This window comes from Clostridiales bacterium (assembly GCA_015243575.1).
In the GTDB taxonomy this organism is placed as follows: Bacteria; Bacillota; Clostridia; order Peptostreptococcales; family Anaerovoracaceae; genus Anoxybacterium; species Anoxybacterium hadale.
This window is the reverse complement of the sequence record CP042469.1, coordinates 330,466-349,999: the sequence shown is the minus strand read 5'-3', so window position 1 is coordinate 349,999 and position 19,534 is coordinate 330,466. Positions and strand designations below refer to the sequence as shown.

At 45.7% G+C, this 19,534-nt stretch carries 15 protein-coding genes; 3 read left to right on the top strand and 12 right to left on the bottom strand.

Going from position 1 to position 19,534, the window contains the following annotated elements; translation table 11 throughout:
- Positions 1–4: 4 nt before the first annotated feature.
- Positions 5–1,402, bottom strand: coding sequence for a PLP-dependent aminotransferase family protein (locus tag FRZ06_01370; GenBank protein ID QOX62093.1), 1,398 nt, complete (start codon positions 1,400–1,402; stop codon positions 5–7).
- A 203-nt stretch (positions 1,403–1,605) separates the two neighbouring features.
- Between FRZ06_01370 and FRZ06_01365 the strand changes: the two genes are divergently transcribed.
- Both FRZ06_01365 and FRZ06_01360 read left to right on the top strand, forming a co-directional pair.
- Positions 1,606–2,517, top strand: coding sequence for a DMT family transporter (locus FRZ06_01365; GenBank protein QOX62092.1), 912 nt, complete (start codon positions 1,606–1,608; stop codon positions 2,515–2,517).
- 74 nt (positions 2,518–2,591) lie between these two features.
- Positions 2,592–3,401 (top strand): exonuclease domain-containing protein, encoded by an 810-nt coding sequence (locus tag FRZ06_01360; GenBank protein QOX62091.1) that lies wholly within the window; start codon positions 2,592–2,594, stop codon positions 3,399–3,401.
- A gap of 42 nt (positions 3,402–3,443) precedes the next feature.
- Here the strand turns inward: FRZ06_01360 and FRZ06_01355 are convergent, their stop codons facing one another.
- From FRZ06_01355 to FRZ06_01325, 7 genes are all read right to left on the bottom strand, one after another.
- A complete protein-coding gene (locus tag FRZ06_01355) occupies positions 3,444–4,415 on the bottom strand; it encodes an EamA family transporter (GenBank protein ID QOX62090.1) in 972 nt (323 codons plus the stop codon).
- Between the two features lie 297 nt (positions 4,416–4,712).
- Positions 4,713–5,507, bottom strand: coding sequence for an ATP-binding cassette domain-containing protein (locus FRZ06_01350; GenBank protein ID QOX62089.1), 795 nt, complete (start codon positions 5,505–5,507; stop codon positions 4,713–4,715).
- Between the two features lies 1 nt (position 5,508).
- Entirely contained in the window at positions 5,509–6,402 is an 894-nt protein-coding gene (locus FRZ06_01345; protein QOX62088.1) for an ABC transporter permease, read from the bottom strand.
- 79 nt (positions 6,403–6,481) lie between these two features.
- Positions 6,482–7,489, bottom strand: a complete 1,008-nt coding sequence (locus FRZ06_01340; GenBank protein ID QOX62087.1) for an ABC transporter substrate-binding protein — start codon at positions 7,487–7,489, stop codon at positions 6,482–6,484.
- Between the two features lie 521 nt (positions 7,490–8,010).
- Positions 8,011–9,783 (bottom strand): 2Fe-2S iron-sulfur cluster binding domain-containing protein, encoded by a 1,773-nt coding sequence (locus FRZ06_01335; GenBank protein QOX62086.1) that lies wholly within the window; start codon positions 9,781–9,783, stop codon positions 8,011–8,013.
- Positions 9,784–9,796: 13 nt separating this feature from the next.
- On the bottom strand, positions 9,797–11,635 hold the full coding sequence (gene nuoF, locus FRZ06_01330) for an NADH-quinone oxidoreductase subunit NuoF (GenBank protein ID QOX62085.1): 1,839 nt from the start codon (positions 11,633–11,635) through the stop codon (positions 9,797–9,799).
- A gap of 11 nt (positions 11,636–11,646) precedes the next feature.
- Positions 11,647–12,144 (bottom strand): NAD(P)H-dependent oxidoreductase subunit E, encoded by a 498-nt coding sequence (locus FRZ06_01325; protein ID QOX62084.1) that lies wholly within the window; start codon positions 12,142–12,144, stop codon positions 11,647–11,649.
- A 640-nt stretch (positions 12,145–12,784) separates the two neighbouring features.
- On the opposite strand from FRZ06_01325, the gene FRZ06_01320 reads away from it, so the two are divergent.
- Complete coding sequence (locus FRZ06_01320) at positions 12,785–13,528, top strand: SIMPL domain-containing protein (protein QOX62083.1); 744 nt, start codon at positions 12,785–12,787, stop codon at positions 13,526–13,528.
- Between the two features lie 116 nt (positions 13,529–13,644).
- Here the strand turns inward: FRZ06_01320 and FRZ06_01315 are convergent, their stop codons facing one another.
- From FRZ06_01315 to FRZ06_01300, 4 genes are all read right to left on the bottom strand, one after another.
- On the bottom strand, positions 13,645–15,459 hold the full coding sequence (locus FRZ06_01315) for a hypothetical protein (GenBank protein ID QOX62082.1): 1,815 nt from the start codon (positions 15,457–15,459) through the stop codon (positions 13,645–13,647).
- Positions 15,443–15,814 carry a BlaI/MecI/CopY family transcriptional regulator gene (locus FRZ06_01310; protein ID QOX62081.1) on the bottom strand — a complete coding sequence of 124 codons (372 nt, stop codon included), beginning with the start codon at positions 15,812–15,814 and terminating at the stop codon, positions 15,443–15,445. Before FRZ06_01310 ends, FRZ06_01315 begins: the two co-directional genes overlap by 17 nt.
- 116 nt (positions 15,815–15,930) lie before the next feature.
- Entirely contained in the window at positions 15,931–17,319 is a 1,389-nt protein-coding gene (locus tag FRZ06_01305) for a penicillin-binding protein (GenBank protein ID QOX62080.1), read from the bottom strand.
- Positions 17,316–19,403, bottom strand: a complete 2,088-nt coding sequence (locus FRZ06_01300) for an FHA domain-containing protein (protein QOX62079.1) — start codon at positions 19,401–19,403, stop codon at positions 17,316–17,318. Before FRZ06_01300 ends, FRZ06_01305 begins: the two co-directional genes overlap by 4 nt.
- Between the last annotated feature and the right edge of the window lie 131 nt (positions 19,404–19,534).

The following is a 19,534-nucleotide window of genomic DNA, read 5'->3' as shown; positions in this document are numbered from 1 at the left end:
TCTACTAAAGTATAAAATTCGCCAGCTCCCTCACACCCTTTTGTATTTCCTCTGGAGTTAAGTGCCCATATCCCAGCAAGAGCTTATTCTCGTGCTTGCCCTTTACAATTGCATGATTCTCCGCTGGCGTAACAAGAATGCCTCCTTCCCTGCAGCGATCATAAAAATTATGATCAAAATGCTTGTTTGGGAATTCGGCAGTTAAATGAAGTCCTGTTTGATCACCCCAAACCCTGCATTCATCAGAGAATGCCTCCTGTAATGCCGCAGCAATAGCCTTTCTTCTTTCACCATAAGTACGACGCATCTTCTTAACATGTCTGTCCAGCCTTCTTGTTCTCAGAAATTTCGCAAGTGCTGCTTGTTCAAGGATCGGATTTTGCACATCGATATGGGTTCTTAACCTCTTCCAATCGCTTTGCAGAGCCTCCGGCACGATCGCATATCCGACTCTTAACGCCGGAAAAGCCAGCTTACTGAAAGTCCCAATGTAAATCACCCTGTCGGGAGCCATGGCATGCATAGGAGCAATGGGTTCGCCACTGTACCGAAATTCGCTATCGTAATCGTCCTCAATCACGTATGCATTCTGTGCATCAGCATAGCGGATTAAAGCAGCTCTGCGGACAGCCGGCAGAATCCCACCCATCGGAAATTGATGAGATGGCGTAACATAAATACCTCTGATTTGAGCCCCTAAGGGCAGAAGCTCTGTTCTCATTCCCTGTTCATCAACAGGGATCGGATGGAGACGACAGCCTCTGTTTTGGAATGCTCGCCGCATTCCGGAATGGCAGGGATCTTCTGTCAGGATTTCACCGCCGTCACCGCTAAGAAGTGCTGCTGCCAGATGGAGGCCAAAGGTTGCACCGGAGGTGATGAAAATATCATCCGGTTTAACGGACATACCTCGGGCTCGGTAAAGCCACGCAGCCAGCTCTACGCGCAGTTCGTAAAGACCTTGCGGCCCAGTATATCCCAAATCTGCTCCTCCAAGGTCTGCTGCAGCCTGGTGTACCATCTGCTGCCACGAATAACAGGGAAATAGTCTCAGATCCGGCTGGCCGGTTCGAAAGTCTGCCAGAGTTGGTCTCGCAGGCACTGCTTCTGATGCTCCGGAATGTGTGGCGAGTGTCTGGTTCTGTCTCTGATTCCTTTTGATCCCTTCCGCTACCCGTGTAGCTGTACCACACCTGCTGATCACATACCCCTCAGCAATCAGCATATCATATGCTTCACAAACGGTATTTCTAGAAAGATCCAAAGCGCTTGCAAGTTCTCTTGTGGAGGGAAGGAGATCTCCCTGGTCAAGCTCTCCTCTCTCAATTCGTTCTTTTATTGCCTGATATAGCTGTCTCTTCAGCGTCAATTCCTTCTTTTTCTCCAGCTTAATTCCCAGCATCTCATCCTATCCTCCCTTATTCTATTCTAATATTTCTGCGAATATTGGCTCTCTTAAAATTATGTTGATCCGGCTCTTTTACCATACCGGTTGATTTAGTATGATTCTATCATACTTCAAAAAACTAAGAAAGGCTGATGATTGTGTTTTCCTGACAAAGGAAACACATCCATCAGCAACTCCATAATGATCGGAGAACGAATATGAAACAACTCACTGGCCCCATTTGCTTATTTCTTGCTTTTACTCTGGCAGGAACGGGAGTTTTGTCCGCAAGATACCTTTCAGGAAAACTAGGCATCTTCACGATCACAACAGTAAGTCTTTTTTTCGCACTGCTTTTTTTACTACCTTTCTGCTTAAAAGCCCTCCCTGGCTCTCTATCAGGTTTATCCAAACGAGAAAAGGTGCAGCTCTTTGCCCAATCTTTTTTCGGTATGTTTCTCTTCCGATTATTCCTTCTTCTTGGTTTGCTTCATACCAGTGCCGGAGAAGCAGGACTTCTCACAGGAGCTACACCGGCAATCACCGCCATTCTTGCTGCAGTTTTTTTAAAGGAGCGCATTAACAGACAGAAAGCTACAGGTATCTTGTCTACCGTTGCAGGAATTCTTCTGATTCAGGGGCTGACAGCCGGAGCGGATTTCAATAAGGCGCATTTTTTGGGGAACATTCTTGTGCTCTGTGCTGCATGCTGCGAATCGATCTTCAATATCCTCTCACGCAGCTTTGTTAAAAAAACAGTTACAGCAGACGGTACCAGACTTACTCCCTTGGTTCAAACCGCTGTGGTATCCACCATTACTATGGCTCTTTGCCTCATTCCTTCTGCGCTTGAGAACCCCGTTGCAAGACTGTCCATACTAACACATTCCGATTGGTTTGCCCTGATGTGGTATGGAGTTTTCGTCACCGTTCTCGCATTTATCTGCTGGTATGCAGGAATCCGCCGATGCAGCGCCATTACAGCCGCTGCTTTTTCTGGGATGATGCCTTTCACCTCTCTTTTGCTATCTGTTCTCCTTTTAGGAGAACAGGCAGGCTTCCGCCAGTGGTCCGGCGGTTTTCTTGTCATTATTGGTATTGTAATTATCGCTCTAAAAGAGCGGCTATAAATTAATACTCTTGAAAGATTGGGTATACTAATAGCTTAACAGACTTAAACTTAGCTTTTAAGATTGGAGCGGATATGGATTTTATTATATATGATTTGGAATTCAATCAGGATTTTTCACCGGCAAAAGCTCATAGAGAACGAGACAAAGGCTGCGGGAGTAAAAGTGGCAGCAGTAGTGTTAGCGGCAGTGGAAACGGAAGAGGGAATGAGATCAGGCCTTGTTTTGAAATCATTCAAATTGGAGCAGTCAAGCTGGATGAGCGTCTGAACCGTACAGCAGAACTGAACCGGTATGTGAAGCCATCGATCTACCCGGAAGTGAGCCCCTTTATCACCGAGCTCACAGGCATTACAACAGAACATCTTTCAACCGAGGCTTACTTTCCTGACATTTATCAGGAATTCATCGGCTTTAGTTCATCAGAAACCCCCGTCCTGTGTGTGTGGGGTATGGCCGACCTAAAGGAATTCTACCGCAATATCGAATTTCATGGTTTGGATAAAAAACAGATGCCTCGAAACTACATGAACCTCCAGCTTTATGTATCGCAGCATTTTGGTCTGCCCAAAGGACGTTCCTTAAAATTGAGCACAGCGGCTGAATTGCTTAAGATACCATTGATCCATCCCTTCCACAACGCATTTTATGATGCTTATTACACTGCAGAAATATTGAGGAAAATATACGATTCATCGATTCAACCAGCAATTTATGACCCAGACGATAAACCGACACACCAAAGAGCACCCAAAAAGATTATTGATTTCGCCAAGCTGATTGATCAATTTGAAAAAATGTACGACCGAAGCCTGACGGAACAAGAACGACAGATGATCCTTCTTGCCTATAAGATGGGGAAAACACGGCAGTTCATGAAATAGAGAACAGCGGTAGCGGCAATAAAATTATCATTTGATAACCTTTTATAACTCTTTAGCCGATACGGATGTGCTTTCTATCCGATGCTCCTGAAAGTTGCTCCAAATCGACCAGAAGACGACGGCTCCAATAACCACAGCTCCGCCTACCAGAGCATAAAATCCAGGAGCTTCCCCATCGAACAGGAATACCCATACCGGATTCAGCAGTGGCTCGACGGCACTGATCAGGGAACATGCCAGCGGAGAGCATTTTCTTATGGCAAGACCATATAGGATATAGGGGATACCAAGTTGAAAGATCCCCATTGCAAGTATGACCGCGAGATTGACCATCGTGAAAGGTGTCTCATAAAAGAAGAGAAATGGGATTCCTATCACAGCAGTAATGAGGTGGCCCAGCAAAATCCCACTCCCCCGTTCGTCGCCATCGGCCCTGCCGGTGATCACAAACATAAAAGCAAAGGAAATACCGGCAGCAATGCCCATTAGGTTTCCCAGAAGATAACCTCCTGATAGTTGATCGAGAAAAAATAGAGAAATTCCCACCGAAGTAACTGCAACGGCCAAGATATCCCCTCTTCGAAATCTCTGATGAAACAGCAGTGCTGATATGATCAGGATAAAAATCGGAGCCGAGTACTGCAGGACAATGGCATTTGCTGAGGTGGTCAGTTTATTTGCCGCGATAAAAAAGAGAAAGGTACCCGAAAGAGCGACGCCGCCAAATACGGAAGACCTGTTTACTACGAAATGAATTCCCTCATATCTCATGTATATCATATAAATTGCTGCAGAGATTAAACTTCTTGTCCCTGCGATGACCATGGGATTCCATGGAAGAAACTTGATGAGAATTCCAGCGGTACTCCAAAGTATCGCGCAGGTTACCATGAAGATTACGGCTGTATTCTTAGTATAGGAAAATTTGTCGTTCATTGCTACCCTTCTTTGCTGTTGAATTATTTCGTGCAAACCGTTGCGACCGTTTGCTTCACACCGATACAATAAATGCATAGATACAAAGCCCAAGGGGTTTGTTTCAGATGCGCATTTATTATATCATCCGTACAAACCGTTGCTCCGGTTTGCTTCACACCGATACAATAAATGCATAGATACAAAGCCCAAGGGGTTTGTTTCAGATGCGCATTTATTATAACATAGTGCCCCAACATTTGATATCAGGCAAAGAAAGATATTTCCCAATTGTATGCAGACCCAATTGTTTATTCAACAAAAAACAGACGCCCGGGAAGAATTCCAAGGCATCTGCTCTTTTCCGTTCATTTTTTTACTAGAATACAGTCCAGTTTAAGAAAGTAACGCGCGGTCGTTTGCAAAGACTTCGCCGCTGGCCTGGCCAAACCGCCTCAGCAGATCTTCTACCGTCAATCGCTGCTTTTCCTCGCCTTTGATATCCAGTATGATCCGGCCTTCATGCATCATGATCAGCCGGTTTCCATACTGAATAGCATTCAGCATATTGTGGGTAACCATCAAGGTGGTTAAATTCCCCTCCCTGATGTAATGATCACTGAGCTTTAGAACCTTTTCCGCAGTTTTGGGATCCAAAGCAGCAGTATGCTCATCCAGCAGAAGAATTTTGGGTCTTACCAGCGTTGCCATCAGAAGTGTCAATGCTTGCCGTTGTCCGCCGGACAACAGTCCCACCTTGGCACTCAGCCGGTTTTCCAGCCCCAGATCCAATTGTCTCAAAGACTCCTTATACTGCTCTCTCTCCTTGTGGCTGATTCCCCACTTCAGGTTTCTGTTCTGGCCGCGCCGAAAAGCCAGAGCGAGGTTTTCCTCGATTCCCATGTTGGCTGCGGTTCCCATCATCGGGTCCTGAAATACTCGTCCGATAGAACCGGCTCTTCGATGCTCGGAAAGCTTCGTCACATCACTGCCGTCAATGATGATGGAACCTTGGTCGATGGTGTGGACTCCTGCCACACAGTTGAGAAGGGTTGATTTCCCGGCTCCGTTTCCTCCGATAAGCGTTACAAAATCTCCTTCTTCAAGGGTAAGATTGACTCCCGTCAAGGCCTGTTTCTCATTGATCGTACCCGGATTAAACTTCTTACATACATCTTTTAAAATCAGCACCTTACATCCCCCCCTTCATAGATTTCTTAAGCGGCACCAAATAAGTTTTTAGAACCGGAAGGGAAAGTGCAAAGGCTACAGTAATGGCAGTAAACATTCTCAGATCATTGGCCGGCATGCCCATTTGCAGCACAACAGCAATAATAATCCGGTAGGTCAGTGCTCCCAAAGCTAATGCAATCAAACGGCTGAAGAAATTTTTCTTTCCGAAAAGCACTTCACCAATGATCACAGATGCAAGACCAATGACGATGGATCCGATTCCCATTTGGATGTCGGCAAAGCCCTGGCTCTGGGCAATAAGCGCGCCGCTGAGAGCTACAAGTCCATTGCTGACAATGAGTCCTAGTATAATCATATGATTGGTGTTGATTCCCTGGGCTCTGGCCATTTGGGAATTGTTTCCCGTAGCTCTGATTCCGCAGCCGATTTCTGTTCCGAAAAACCAGTAGAGAATACCAATGACGCCAAGAACACAAAGTAAACCAAAGAGAATGACTGCTCCTGTTTTGCCTAGGCCCATGGCTTCAAATTTGGAGTAAACAGTCTCCATCCGAAGTAGTGATATATTGGCTTTTCCCATGATACGCAGGTTGACTGAGTACAGTGCAATCATTGTCAGAATCCCAGAAAGCAGAGCGGGAATTTTAAGTTTTGTATGCAGCAGCCCCGTTATCAGCCCTGCCACCATACCCCCAAGGACTGCCAAAGCACAAGCTGCAAAGGGGTTCATCCCATGATAGATGGAAGTTGCCGCGATGGCAGCTCCCATGGTAATACTTCCTTCCACCGACAGATCGGCAATATCCAGAATTCTGTAAGTAATGTATACGCCGATTGTCATGATTGCCCACAATAAGCCCAATGATATGGCACTCAATAGTATTTGCAACATTATTATTTCCTCGCTCCTATAGATTCTGACTGTTATTCATACGAAACTAAGTATCCACAGAATAACTTCCTTTAATTGCTTATTCTTTATTGATAACGTATTCCTGCAGATCCTCTGGGATCGTTAGTCCGATTTCTTCAGCAACTGCTCCGTTAATTGCAAAATCAAATTTAGTAGATGCTTCAATTGGCATAGAAGCCGGTTCCGCTTCTCCTTTGAGTATTTTTACGCCCATCAGGCCAGTTTGATATCCCAGATCGTAATAGTTGATTCCCAGAGTTGCAAGTCCGCCGTTGTCTACCATTCCGGATTCACCGCAGATAACAGGTGTTTTGGATGCAGAGGTAACGCCGTATACTACCGGCATAGCAGTAGCAAAGGTGTTGTCAGTCGGAATATAGATTGCATCACACTTACCCACAATGGACTGAGTTGCCTGCTGTACATCATTGGAGTTGGTAACGGTTACTTCAACGTAATTCAGACCAAGCTTTTCGATGGCTTCTTTTGCAACTCCTGCTTGCAGGATGGAATTGTCTTCACTCGAGGTGTAGAGTACACCTACCGTCTTCGCGTCGGGTACCAATTTGACAAGCAAGTCAATCTGTTCCTTGATGGGGTTCATATCTGTTGTGCCGGTTACATTTCCTCCGGGAGCTTCATTGGAATCTACAAGTCTTGCTACAACATAGTCAGTTACAGCCGTCCCCAGGATAGGAATTTCGGTGGTTTTACCAGCAACAGCCTGCGTTGCTGGCGTTGCAATAGCAAGAACCAGATTTTCCTTTTCGCTTACGAAGCGGTCGCTGATTGTAGAAAGGTTGCTCTGATCGCCTTGCGCATTCTGAAGATCGATGACGATATTATCCCCGTCAACATATCCATTGTCAGCAAGCGCAGCCACAAAGCCTTCCCGCGCTGCATCGAGCGCAACGTGGTCCATGTATTGTACAATACCTACCTTAAGAACTTCTGTTTCTCCGCCGCTCTGAGATTCTTTTTCACCGGAACCACCGCAGCCTGTTCCCACGATAGCGATCAACAGGGACAGCATTAACATCAAAATTAATCTTCCATTCTTCTTCATATTGAACTCCTCCATATATTTATTTGACACTTCATCGTTTCGCCGTCAGAATAGCCTGTCGGCCTTTCATATATTTCAATTCACCTGGCCAGGTTTTATTGAAGTCAGTTAAGAATCTTCCCGGACATTGATGCGTTTTTTTCGCCCGCCGAGTCAGAAATCAGTGACAAGGGAATAAAAAAACGCCCCTGTTATCTCTAACAGGGGCGAATATGATTCGCGGTACCACCTTGTTTTTGTTGTTCAAAAAACAACCTCAGTAAGCGACAGCCATCGCTTCTCCATGATAACGGTTGGATTCCGTCACAGCCTACAGGGCGTTTGCCTTTGAGTGTGCAGCTCTCAGGATGAATTCGCGGTACCTGTTTCCTGCTTTCTTCCACCAAACGAAAGCTCTCTGTAAGGATAGGAATCACCGTTACTGGTTCCTGGTCATTGCTTTTGATATATTGGTATCATTATATTAACCATACGCTTATTTGTCAATAAAAAAAATATCCCAATAAATCCCAAAACCCCGCTTACTTCTCGTAGGTATATCGTTCCTGATAATGGGTGTGCAGCAGTTTGTGAGACTTATGACCGCATGGCTCACTCAGATAATCGGAATATAGCTTCTGAATTTCTGTGTTCATATGGGATTTTCTTACAGGCAGCCTTGCATCTTCTGCATAAAGCACCGCTGACCTCAGCGCTTTTGAATCCAGTTCCATCCGCTTTCTAGCCGATATATGGGGCTGACCTCCTCCATTGATACAGCCTCCCGGACAACCCATGATTTCAATGAAGTGATAGTTTTTCTCACCGGATCTTATGGACTCCAGCAGCTTCGCCGCATTGGCGGTCCCATGTGCGATTGCAAGCTTAATTTCCGTATCACGCCCTTCGATGGGTAGTGTGACACTCGCTTCCCGGATGCCTTCCAGTCCGCGGCATTCTTTGTATTCTATATCGTCCAGATCCTCCCCTGTCAAAATGTCGGCAACGGTTCTGAGTGCTGCTTCCATAACGCCTCCTGAGGCTCCAAAGATCACTCCCGCACCGGTATATTCTCCTATCACGCTATCGGTTGCTTCGTCATGAAGTGACAGAAAGTCTATCCCAGCTTGCTTGATCATTCTTGCCAGTTCTCTCGTTGTTAAAGAAAAATCAACATCCCTGATTCCATCAACCTCCATTTCAGGTCGATTTGCTTCCGTCTTCTTGGAAGTACACGGCATGATGGATACACTGACCAACTTCTTTGGATCAATTTGAAACGTTTCAGCATAGTAGGACTTGACCACAGCTCCAAACATCTGCTGTGGAGATTTGCATGTGGATAGATTTTCTAAAAAATCAGGATAATTTAATTCACAATATCTGATCCATCCCGGTGAACAGGATGTGATCATGGGAAGAACGCCTCCCTTTGTGACGCGCTGAAGCAGCTCTGTCCCCTCCTCCATAATCGTCAGATCAGCAGAAAAGTTGGTATCAAATACCTTGTCAAATCCGATTTGTTTCAGTGCCGCAACCATTTTACCGGTAACGGCAGTACCGATTGCGATACCAAATTCTTCTCCGAGCGCCGCTCTGACCGCTGGTGCCGTCTGTACGACGACAAATTTTTCAGGATCATCAATTGCTTCCCAGACCTGATCGATATTGGATTTTTCCTTTAGTGCCGCAACAGGACATGAGACGATGCACTGCCCGCAATAGATGCAGTCAATATCTCTCATTCCATATTCAAATGCAGGAGCAACTCTGGTATTAAAGCCCCTTCCCGTATAATCCAAAACACCAATTCCCTGTACGTTTTTGCAGGTGCTGATGCATCTTCCGCAGAGAATACATTTGCCAGAGTCACGAACGATAGAATAGGAGGAATCGTCGATATGACGCTCTCTCACCGCGCCGTCATATGGAACCTGATCCACGCCAAATTCTTCGCAAAGTTTGTTCAATTCACAGTTGCCGTTCCGTACGCAGGTCAGACAATCTCTGTCATGATTTGCCAGGATCAATTCCAGATTTTTTCTAACTGCCTTTCTTACCTTTCCAGTACTGGTTCTGATATTCATGCCTTCTTGAACCTGCAGAACACAGGCCGCGGGAAGATTTCTCATCGGCACGCCGTTTACTTCTGCTTCCACCACGCAAACTCTACATGCAGCAGGATCATTCACACCCTTGAGATAGCAGAGAGACGGTATTTTAATTCCCGCTCTTTGCGCGGCAAGCAGCACGGTATCATCCGGTTGTGCCTCTACCACAATTCCGTTGATGGTAACTTTTATTGAATTCGTCATTGTGTCAACCCTCCTACAGTTTCACGATGGCTTTGACCGGACAGAAGTCCACGCAAGCTCCGCACTTAATACATTTTTCGGTATCAATTCTATGATGTTTCTTTACCTCACCGAAAATCGCTCCGGTAGGACATTTTTTCATACAGAGGGTACAGCCTTTACACCCCTCTGTGATTGTGTAGGATAAAAGTCCGCTGCATACGCCCGCAGGGCATTTCTTATCCAGAACATGGGATTGATACTCATCATTAAAATGTTTCATTGTTGATAAAACCGGATTTGGTGCGGTTTGCCCCAGCGCGCATAATGATGTGTTTTTCAAATGTTCTCCAAGATCCTGCAGCTCAGCCAGGTCACTAGAAGAACCTTTCCCCTCAATGATCTTTCCGAGAATTTCGTACATTCTCTTGGTTCCTTCTCTGCAAGGCGTACATTTTCCGCAGGATTCATCCACGGTAAACTCAAGAAAAAACCTTGCAATATCAACCATACAATTATCTTCGTCCATCACGATCATCCCGCCGGAACCCATCATTGAACCGATGGCTACCAGGTTGTCAAAATCAATGGGGGTATCCAGATTGACCGAAGTAATACATCCTCCGGAGGGCCCTCCTGTCTGAACTGCCTTAAAGCCCTTTCCACCAGGACAGCCATTTCCAATATCGAAGATCACCTCCCGAAGTGTAATTCCCATAGGAACCTCAACCAGACCGGTATTGTTAATCTTTCCGCCCAGAGCAAAGACCTTGGTTCCCGGTGATTTTTCTGTTCCATAGCCTTTAAACCAATCCGCTCCCTTTCGTATGATCTGAGGAATATTTGCCAGCGTCTCAACATTGTTGATGCAGGTAGGCTTGCCCCATAAGCCCTTATTGGCAGGGAAAGGCGGCTTATTCCTGGACATCCCCCTCTTACCTTCAATCGAAGCAATCAGAGCAGTCTCTTCTCCGCAGACAAATGCGCCGGCCCCCAGTCTGATCTCTATATCAAAGTCAAAGCCGCTGTCAAAGATATTTGTCCCTAAAAATCCTGTTTCTTTTGCCTGCTGTATTGCAAGCCTAAGTCTCTGTACCGCAACGGGATACTCGGCCCTAACGTAAATAAATCCCTTGGTTGCTCCAATTGCATAGCCTCCTATGGCCATGGCCTCAAGCACCGCATGAGGATCTCCTTCCAGAACGCTTCTATCCATAAAAGCGCCCGGATCTCCTTCATCCGCATTGCAGATAATGTACTTCTGATCGGCCTGGTTCGGTGCCGCAAAGCTCCACTTCAGCCCTGTGGAAAATCCAGCACCGCCTCTTCCTCTGAGTCCCGAAGCCTTCACTACATCAATGACCTCATTCGGCGACATCTCCGTCAGTACTCTGTACAGCGCCTGATACCCATCCATCGCAACGTAATCCTGGATATCCTCGGGATTGATGCTTCCGCAGTTCTGTAAAACCACTCTGACCTGTTTCTTGTAAAACGAACTGTCATTAAGGTTTTTCGGCGCACCGTCTTCACCGCCGTCAACAGTGTACTCAGCAATTGGTCTCCCGTTCTGCAAGTGCTCGGAAACGATGGAGTTTGCAATGCGATCATCCACGTGTATGTAAGAAACCTTTTCTTTGCCGTGCTCAAATACTTCTACAATCGGTTCATAGGTGCACATGCCAATGCACCCGACAGGTACGATCTGAACATTTTTTAATCCCCTAGCTGCAGTCTCTCTTTGCAGGGTTTCCATGATCTGTTTTGCACCAGCCGAAATTCCGCAGGTACCCATACCGACGACGACGCGATACCCTTCTTCCGGCTGATAATGGTTCAAGGCTTCTTCCTTGATGTCATTTAATGAATGCATCTCCGTCCTCCCTATGCTCTGTATTTTTCTAAAATTTCGGGAATCGCGTCAACATTCAATAGGTTTGCATACACATCCTCGTCGATCATCATGACAGGGGAAAGTCCGCAGCACCCAATGCAGCGTGCAGCATCAAGGGTGAAATAGCCGTCCGTTGTAGTTCCCCCGACCTTGATATCAAGCGCATCCGCAACTTTGTCTACGATCTTCTGTGCTCCCTTGACATAGCAGGCTGTTCCAAGACAGACAGATATCTGGTGTTTTCCTTTCGGAGATGTGGAAAATTGACTGTAAAATGTGGAGATTCCAAATAGTTCGGAAATAGGAATTCGCGTATTGTCCGCAATAAACTTGTGCACATCCAGCGGCAGGTAGCCGAAAATACGCTGTGCTTCCTGGAGGATCTGCATTGCCATACCATCAGTCTCCGTCAAAGCTTCGAGGTAGGATTTTAATTCAAGGTATCTTTCATCTTTCATTTTGTCGCAATGACAACTTCTCTGATTCATCTTCTCTTCTCCTTTTATATTGTTAAACTGTTTTGTGTCTATAGATTGAATTGAAATTAGTACTAGATAATACTTTGTAATACGATTCGTTAAAAGTTTCTCCAGCTTGTTAAAAGATAAATTGCATCGTTAAAAAGTTAATTGCATCGTTAATTTATTAATTTCTTCGTTAAAAAGTTAATTGCATTGTTAATTAGTAAACAATGCAATTTTTTCCATTTTATGGCTTATTTAGTTAAAAAAAAATTATATTACCGGCCTGGTAACTACAAGATTAAAGTAAGTATTTTCACAACATTCTCACAACATTCTCACAACATTCTCATGATAGCACATAACAAAATTTTCTACAATAACTTCCATAAAATATTTTTTACTAGGCAGTTACCCATTCCAAGATGATCTCAGAATGTATCTGGTGTATAACAGCAGGAGCTTTTAGGTATTATTATAGCTGCTCTTTAAATTAACCTTTCTGTAATGAGTTTTAAGTATTTTGTAAATTATTTTATTATGAAATTTGATATTGTAAGATACAGGAACGGCTATCATAAGAAAATAGTCGAAAACAGAGCACACCAGAAATATAAATTTAAACAACAGAAACGACATGAAAAAAGAAGGGTATGGATGAAACAAAATGAATGAACAGAAAAGTAAAATCACGGCGAACATTATCATTGCCGTCATTGCCGCAGCCGCCATCGTTGCCGCTTCACTGATCCTTGCAAATGGAGTTGAAAAGGTGAAAGGCGGAGGCAACCGTATCATTGTTACCGGATCGGCCAAACAGCAGATCACTTCCGACCTGATCGTCTGGACCGGAAACTTCTCCGCGAAATCTCCGTCACTGCAGGAGGCATACGGAATTCTAGAAACAGACAAGAGTAAGGTTCATAATTATCTCATCAGCCAGGGTGTACCAGAGGATGCTATCGTATTTTCATCCATTAACACCACCACCAATTACATGATCCTTCCTAACGGTATGTATTCCAGCGATATTGATTATTATGAGCTGAATCAGACCGTTACCATAAGCTCAGGAGAAATCGAGAAAATCACTGACATCTCCAGGAAGGTTACGGAGCTCATCAATGAGGGGATTCAATTCCAGTCCAATCCGCCCCAGTACATGTACACGAAAATCGCTGATATGAAGGTAACCATGCTGGCTGAAGCTACGAAAGACGCTAAAAAGCGCGCGGAAATGATCGCAGAGAATGCAGGAAACAAGCTTGGAAGTCTGAAATACGCTGACATGGGTATCATTCAGATCACGCCGCTCTATTCCAATGAGGTTTCGGATTACGGAATGAATGACACCTATTCTCTGGAAAAGGAAATTACAGCGATCGTTCACTGTGAGTTCGAAATACAGTAGCACCAGCCGGGGATAACAAGTTTCCGTCTTTTCCGCTGTAGAAACGACCAAAGGCCCCCGCCCACTTCACAGAGCAGAGGACGGGAGCCTTTTACATTTCCTTTTATTATGAATGGTTAGAAGCTGTCGCTTATCATACCGGCTTTCTCCGGGTCAAGATGCAGCATCCATGGTGGGTCATTGTCTACAATAACTGGGATTTCAACGAAATTTACCTGCCCCCCTTTTGATGGAGGCTTTTGAAGCAGCGTTATCATTGCCATCGCTGTTTTCATATCCAGATCAGTTTCCATCCCCGAAGAAAGCATGCGGTAGACCGTTTCAGCCGGTAGGTTCAGTTCTCCTTTTTGTGCAAGTGCCGCTTCGAGAAATTCCTTCTGTACATTGATGCGCGCAAGATCCCCTTCCTTATAACCCTTTCTGAACCGCACCAGCATCTCGGCCTTCTTTCCGTCTAGGATCTGTTTTCCTGGCTGCAAATCAATATGCAGATTCTGCATTGGGTCGTCGTACACCATTTTCGTGGGGACGTCAAACTCCACCCCGCCAGCGGCATCCACCAGATCGCGGAAAACACCGGTATCAAATCTGACGTAATGATTGATTTCAATACCAAGAATCTCACCGAGTTTTTCCACTACTGCTTGCGGCGGATTGTTTGCTGCATATCCAGAGAGTTTGCCTGCGCCGTTCAGTTCTTCTCCCACAAGCAGATCTCTGGGAACGAAGGCGACGTTGATCCCCTCTCTGTCTGCGTCGTAACCCAGCAGCAGTATTGTATCCGGAAACTGTGAGCCTTCCGCATTACACAGAACCAGAACGTTGGCTTGATCCACTTTCATCCCTGTAGCCAACGAGATCGGATTTGATAAAAGGCCTACCGCGCAGAGGATCAGAACGGCCGCTGACAGCAAAACTGCTGCCCGTCCTGGCTTTTTATATGCTACGATATGTTTTACCCGTTCCTTCACATCGTTTGCATGGAAGGCCGGAACACTTCGTCTCCCTTGCCCGGATGCTGCCAAAGCCATATTGAGCAAGGTCACCGCATAATTCTCTTTTTCCCCGGCACTTAAAAACGTTACCACACCTTCATCGCATGACATCTCCATATCCTTGTCAAAGAACCGGAAGGCAAGCCACAAAACAGGATTGAACCAATGAATACATAAGACCAGAAAAGCCAATGGCTTCAAGAGATAGTCCCATCTTTTGATATGGTAAAACTCATGAAGAAGAATATGTTTAAGCCGTTCTTGGCCTTCTGGATCGTGATCCTTGCATATGGAAGCAGGCAACGCAACTTTGGGAGACAAAATTCCATACACAAAGGGGTTCTCCACCTTGTCAGACTCAAACACCCTTACAGTTCTTCCCAGTCGGACTAAGGATCTGCATTCCTCCGTCAGTTCCGATTTCTCAAAGAGCGTTGCAGTTGCCAGACTTCTGCATAATCTGATGTAGGAGATTCCGTTATATAGCATAAGGATCAAGATTCCGGCAATCCAAAGCACCATCAATGCAGTGAAGATAGAATCTATGGAAGTGGGAGCTGCGGCGTTTCCAATGGCACCCATGGCTCCTGCCCCTTCTGTCATTGTTTCTTTTATAGGAGAAGCCATCAGCTCCTGTGCTTGACTGCCTAGCAGCTCTGAATTGACTGTCCCTCTCAGAGGGATATCTTTCAGCACAGTCGTATAGGTATCCAGGCTTCTTTTCAGGTCGCCGAAGACGCTGAAAATAGAAGGGAACGAAAAAGGAAACACCATTCTATACAGGACAATCATCCATAGCCCATAGGAAAAGAGTTGCGGCATTACTCGTCCCAGACTTCCCCTGATGAACAGGACGATCAGAGCGGCAAAACCAGCGGTTATGCTCATATTCAACACTGTTAAGAACACATCCGCCATGTTACTCACCCTTCCCATTTTTGTTTTCGTCAATAATCTTTTTTAATTCCGCCGCTTCCTGCTCCGTCAGTGGCTTTCCCTTCAGGAATGTAGTCAGAAACATAGGCAGCGAACCTCCAAAGGACTTATCCAAGAGTTCCAGGCTCTCCTGTATCCCGATTTCCTCTTTCTCCACCAAATAAGTCACCACCGCGTTTTCGTTCTTCAGCAATCCCCTTTCACACAACTTCCTTAGGACTGTATATGTAGTGGACTTTTTCCAACCCAAAATTTCTGAGCACAACTGAGCCAGCTTCGTGGAATTCACCGGCGCATGCTTCCAGATCACTTCCATAAATTTGTACTCCGCTTCAAAAAGCTTATATCCGTACATTGTTCCCCCTCCTCATTTCTCTTGATGTGGCATTTTTGTAAAAAGAATAGGTTTATCGCGATAAACTTCAATATGAGTCTATCGCGATAAACCTATTCTGTCAAGGGATTTTTGATTTATTGTGTGTTGTCAGAGACCATCCTTTCCGCAGCAGCCTTGAGCACTTTTGCAGCAACAGCGCCTGCGACTTTACTTCCTGCTCCTCCGTTTTCAACGACAACCACAAAAGCAAGGGGGCAATCCTGGCGATCCATAAAGCCTGCGAACCAGGAATGAGGTGCCTTATCGCCTCCCACCTGCGCAGTACCCGATTTTGCGCATAACTCCAGCCCCTTATAGTTTTTTTCGCCGTATTCTTCAGTGACATTATTGCGCATCATCGCTTTAAGCGTATCCGCTGTCGCTTTGTTGAGAATCCGTTTCTTCTCCGGACCGAGATCTGGCAGAAGCTTCAGTATACCGCTGTTTTTATCGATCAGTCTGGGGCTCACACGAATGCCTTGATTCGCGATGGATCCCATATATGCCATAAAGGTCAGCGGATTTGCGGTATCATTATACTGTCCAATCCCTGCCCAAGCAAGGTCTCCCCCCTTTGCCCCCGCTGTATTGATCTTCCCTTTCGCTGCTTTGATTCCGTCTATCTCAAGATTCCCATTAAAGCCTGCTTTTTCTGCATAGTTTTGGAGCGTATCACCCCCAAGCTCCAGGGAGATTTCTGCAAATGCGATATTACAAGATACCGCAAGCGCTTGGGTTAACGTTACATCTCCATGAGGAGATGGGCAGGTCACTTTATCACCATCGATCAGCTTTTCACCCTCGCAATGAAAAACTCTGTTGCTGTAGTCCGGCAGCTTATCAATTGCAGCGGCTGCAGTAACCAGCTTAAAGACCGACCCCGGCGTATATGCAGCTGAAATCAGCCGATTGAGGTAGACACCTTCATATTTTTCAGGATTTGCTGCAACATCAGGATGATTTTCAGGATCAAAGGTTGGAGAACTGACCATACATAAAAGCTCACCCGTTTTATAATTGTACACACCGACGGTTCCTTTTCTGCCCTTCAATGCCTGATAGGCTTCGGCGCAAAGCTCCGCATCCAGCGTTAGCTTGAGGTTTGATCCAAAACTGCTATCGTTGAACCGATACGCTCCGTTCACCGGACCCCACCCGGATAGTTTATCTCCAAAAGCAACCTGAACACTGGTCGCCACATTCCCATAAGAATCTCCCGTGGTATGCATCAATGCTTTTCTGATGGTTTCACTGCTGTGAAAACGCTGCACGCCGTTCTCAGCTTTGTAAAGAATTTCGTCGTTCCGATCCCGAATTTCCCCTGTAGACAGGAGCTGTCCATTTTGAAACAAGTGCTTATTGGTTGGATACTGGGCCCATGTGCGGGCATCCTTTACGTACCGAAATGTGAACACTGTAAGTCCTAATAATAAGATCAGCACCAAAAGAAGAAGTCCGAAAGCACGTTTTGTAAGTATTTTCATCCTTCCGTGCCTCCCTTACCATGATTTTCATCTGAATCTGCAGCCTGTTTCGAAGTCTCTTCATCAAACCATCGTTCAAATTCATCCCGTTCATCGTATATGATCTGCGCCGTGCGTCCATAGAATCCCTTCTCAACGTTCTCGGCAACTGAATTCTCGTTATTATCTGTATCGTTGTAACCTTGGTCATCCTCAACGTGATTGTATCCATCATCATAACCTGCAGCGGCTGCTTCTTCACTGCTAAGATCTGGTCGAACCCTTTCATCCGCAGCCTTAATGAAGGAAAGCAGAGCCCAGCAGACCACCATGGAGGATCCTCCATTGGATACAAAGGGCAGCGTCACCCCGGTAAGGGGCAGTAAATCCAGTGAACCAAACACATTTAAAATCGTTTGTATGATAAAGATGGATGCCGCGCCGCAGGCTGAAATAGCATAGAAGGAAGATTTGCAATCTCTCATCAGATATAATGCCAGGAGTGCAAGAAACACCACGATCAGTACCACGATCATAGCGATTAAAAAGCCCCACTCTTCGCTGAGTATGCCAAACACCAAATCCGTATCCGAGGCCGCGACTCCCACCAGATATCCGTTGCCGCCCCCGAGTCCCACCAGTCCCCCACTGGCTGCTGCGATTAACGTTCTGGTCTGCTGAAACCCAATGGTGTCCACATAATCCCAAACGTGACCCCAGGCTTGAAATCTGGATGCAATATAGGGAAGAAAAGAAACAACAGCAAACGCGCCCAGCGCTGCTCCCGACGAGATCAGCGCAATGGTTCGGATATCTCCTGAACGCATAAAAGCTACCACCAGAAAGGTTACAAAAAATATGACGGAAGTTCCCAGATCACGCATTAGGATCAAAGCTCCAATACATGCTCCGGAAAAACCAATAAAAGCGGTCAGATTTCTCGTTGTCAGCAATTTATCCAAAGTAGCTGTCCCCGCGAGAACGAAGGCTACCTTTACAAATTCCATCGGTTGAATGGTGATAAAGCCCAGATTGATCCAGTTTCGCGCTCCGAATCTGGCTTCGCCCATGGTTAGGTTGAGTAAAATCAACACTATAGAGAATGCAACAAGGGCATATTTGAGCTTTCTTCCTTGGCCGGGATCTCTGATCAACATTTGGATTACACTATAAGAAGCCAGCCCTAAGAGGATGGCAGCCAGCTGCTTATAAAGCTGCTCCGGTGCTGCCGCCGCCACCACAAAGAGATTCATTCCGCAGAGGAAAAAAATCAATAGCTCCAGTTCCGTATATTTTCTTGTAAATTTTCGCAGCAGAAAAAAGTAGACACTTTCCGCAATGATGTAAAAGAAAAAGGTATAAGCCGCCTTTAATGCCCATTCACTGCCGATGGAAAGGCAAAGCTGAATACCGCCTAGTAATTGAAAGGCAAGAATCAGCAGCAGTGTTTTCCACGATGAGAATCCCTTCCCCAGCTTGAGAAGCGACTGAAACCGACCTTCCTTTTTCAGAGATTCACAGTTATCGTCCCCTGGCAGAAACAAAAAATCTGCTCCGGAGAGAGAGATGGTGTCACCAATTTGAACACTTCCCGTTTTCTCGACTTTTGTTCCATTTACCAAAACGCCGCCGGTTGACTCAAGATCCGTAATGCTCCAGCCCTCTTCCCCATAGGAAAGAACCGCATGGCTTCTTGATACAAAGGGAAGATTAATCACAATGTCCGAAAGCTTGCTTCTTCCGATGGAATTTTCCCAGTGCCTTACAGCGATCCGGTAGCCTCCCTTGATTTCGAGAAATCCCCAGATCCGGCTGGAGATACCACCCTGCAGCAGCGGCAAAACACAGCGAAAAAATATGGCGACTGCCAAGACCGGAAAAATCCATCGCACCACAAAGGTATAGAATTCAACGAATTCTATTGGATCTGCAAAATATCCTTCCACGGCTGCTTTCATACCTTCATGCCAGGCTGAAACGCTTCCAAGCCAATCAAAAACGTTGCCAAACCATGCGGCAACACTTCCAAACCATGCCGTGATACGTTCCATCATCGATGCAGCGCTGACAGTCAGTCCGTTAGCGCTGCCTATAAAATTCTCCATACCTTTCCCTTATCAAGCCCAAGCTTATGATACTCCACTGAGCCGATTACAGTCATTGAACTTAATTGTTAGCCAATGAGCTTTTTATTAATATAGCATTTCGCGGGCTGCTCACTTCCTTAATAATCAAT

Bases quoted from the DNA above. Each gene is read 5' to 3' on its own strand.
- FRZ06_01340 (QOX62087.1), bottom strand. From the start codon at position 7,489: ATGAAGAAGAATGGAAGATTAATTTTGATGTTAATGCTGTCCCTGTTG.
- FRZ06_01370 (QOX62093.1), bottom strand. From the start codon at position 1,402: ATGCTGGGAATTAAGCTGGAGAAAAAGAAGGAATTGACGCTGAAGAGA.
- FRZ06_01360 (QOX62091.1), top strand. From the start codon at position 2,592: ATGGATTTTATTATATATGATTTGGAATTCAATCAGGATTTTTCACCG.
- FRZ06_01305 (QOX62080.1), bottom strand. From the start codon at position 17,319: ATGAAAATACTTACAAAACGTGCTTTCGGACTTCTTCTTTTGGTGCTG.
- FRZ06_01310 (QOX62081.1), bottom strand. From the start codon at position 15,814: ATGTACGGATATAAGCTTTTTGAAGCGGAGTACAAATTTATGGAAGTG.
- FRZ06_01335 (QOX62086.1), bottom strand. From the start codon at position 9,783: ATGACGAATTCAATAAAAGTTACCATCAACGGAATTGTGGTAGAGGCA.
- FRZ06_01300 (QOX62079.1), bottom strand. From the start codon at position 19,403: ATGGAGAATTTTATAGGCAGCGCTAACGGACTGACTGTCAGCGCTGCA.
- FRZ06_01320 (QOX62083.1), top strand. From the start codon at position 12,785: ATGAATGAACAGAAAAGTAAAATCACGGCGAACATTATCATTGCCGTC.
- FRZ06_01325 (QOX62084.1), bottom strand. From the start codon at position 12,144: ATGAATCAGAGAAGTTGTCATTGCGACAAAATGAAAGATGAAAGATAC.
- FRZ06_01345 (QOX62088.1), bottom strand. From the start codon at position 6,402: ATGTTGCAAATACTATTGAGTGCCATATCATTGGGCTTATTGTGGGCA.
- FRZ06_01355 (QOX62090.1), bottom strand. From the start codon at position 4,415: ATGCATTTATTGTATCGGTGTGAAGCAAACGGTCGCAACGGTTTGCAC.
- FRZ06_01365 (QOX62092.1), top strand. From the start codon at position 1,606: ATGAAACAACTCACTGGCCCCATTTGCTTATTTCTTGCTTTTACTCTG.
- nuoF (QOX62085.1), bottom strand. From the start codon at position 11,635: ATGCATTCATTAAATGACATCAAGGAAGAAGCCTTGAACCATTATCAG.
- FRZ06_01315 (QOX62082.1), bottom strand. From the start codon at position 15,459: ATGGGAAGGGTGAGTAACATGGCGGATGTGTTCTTAACAGTGTTGAAT.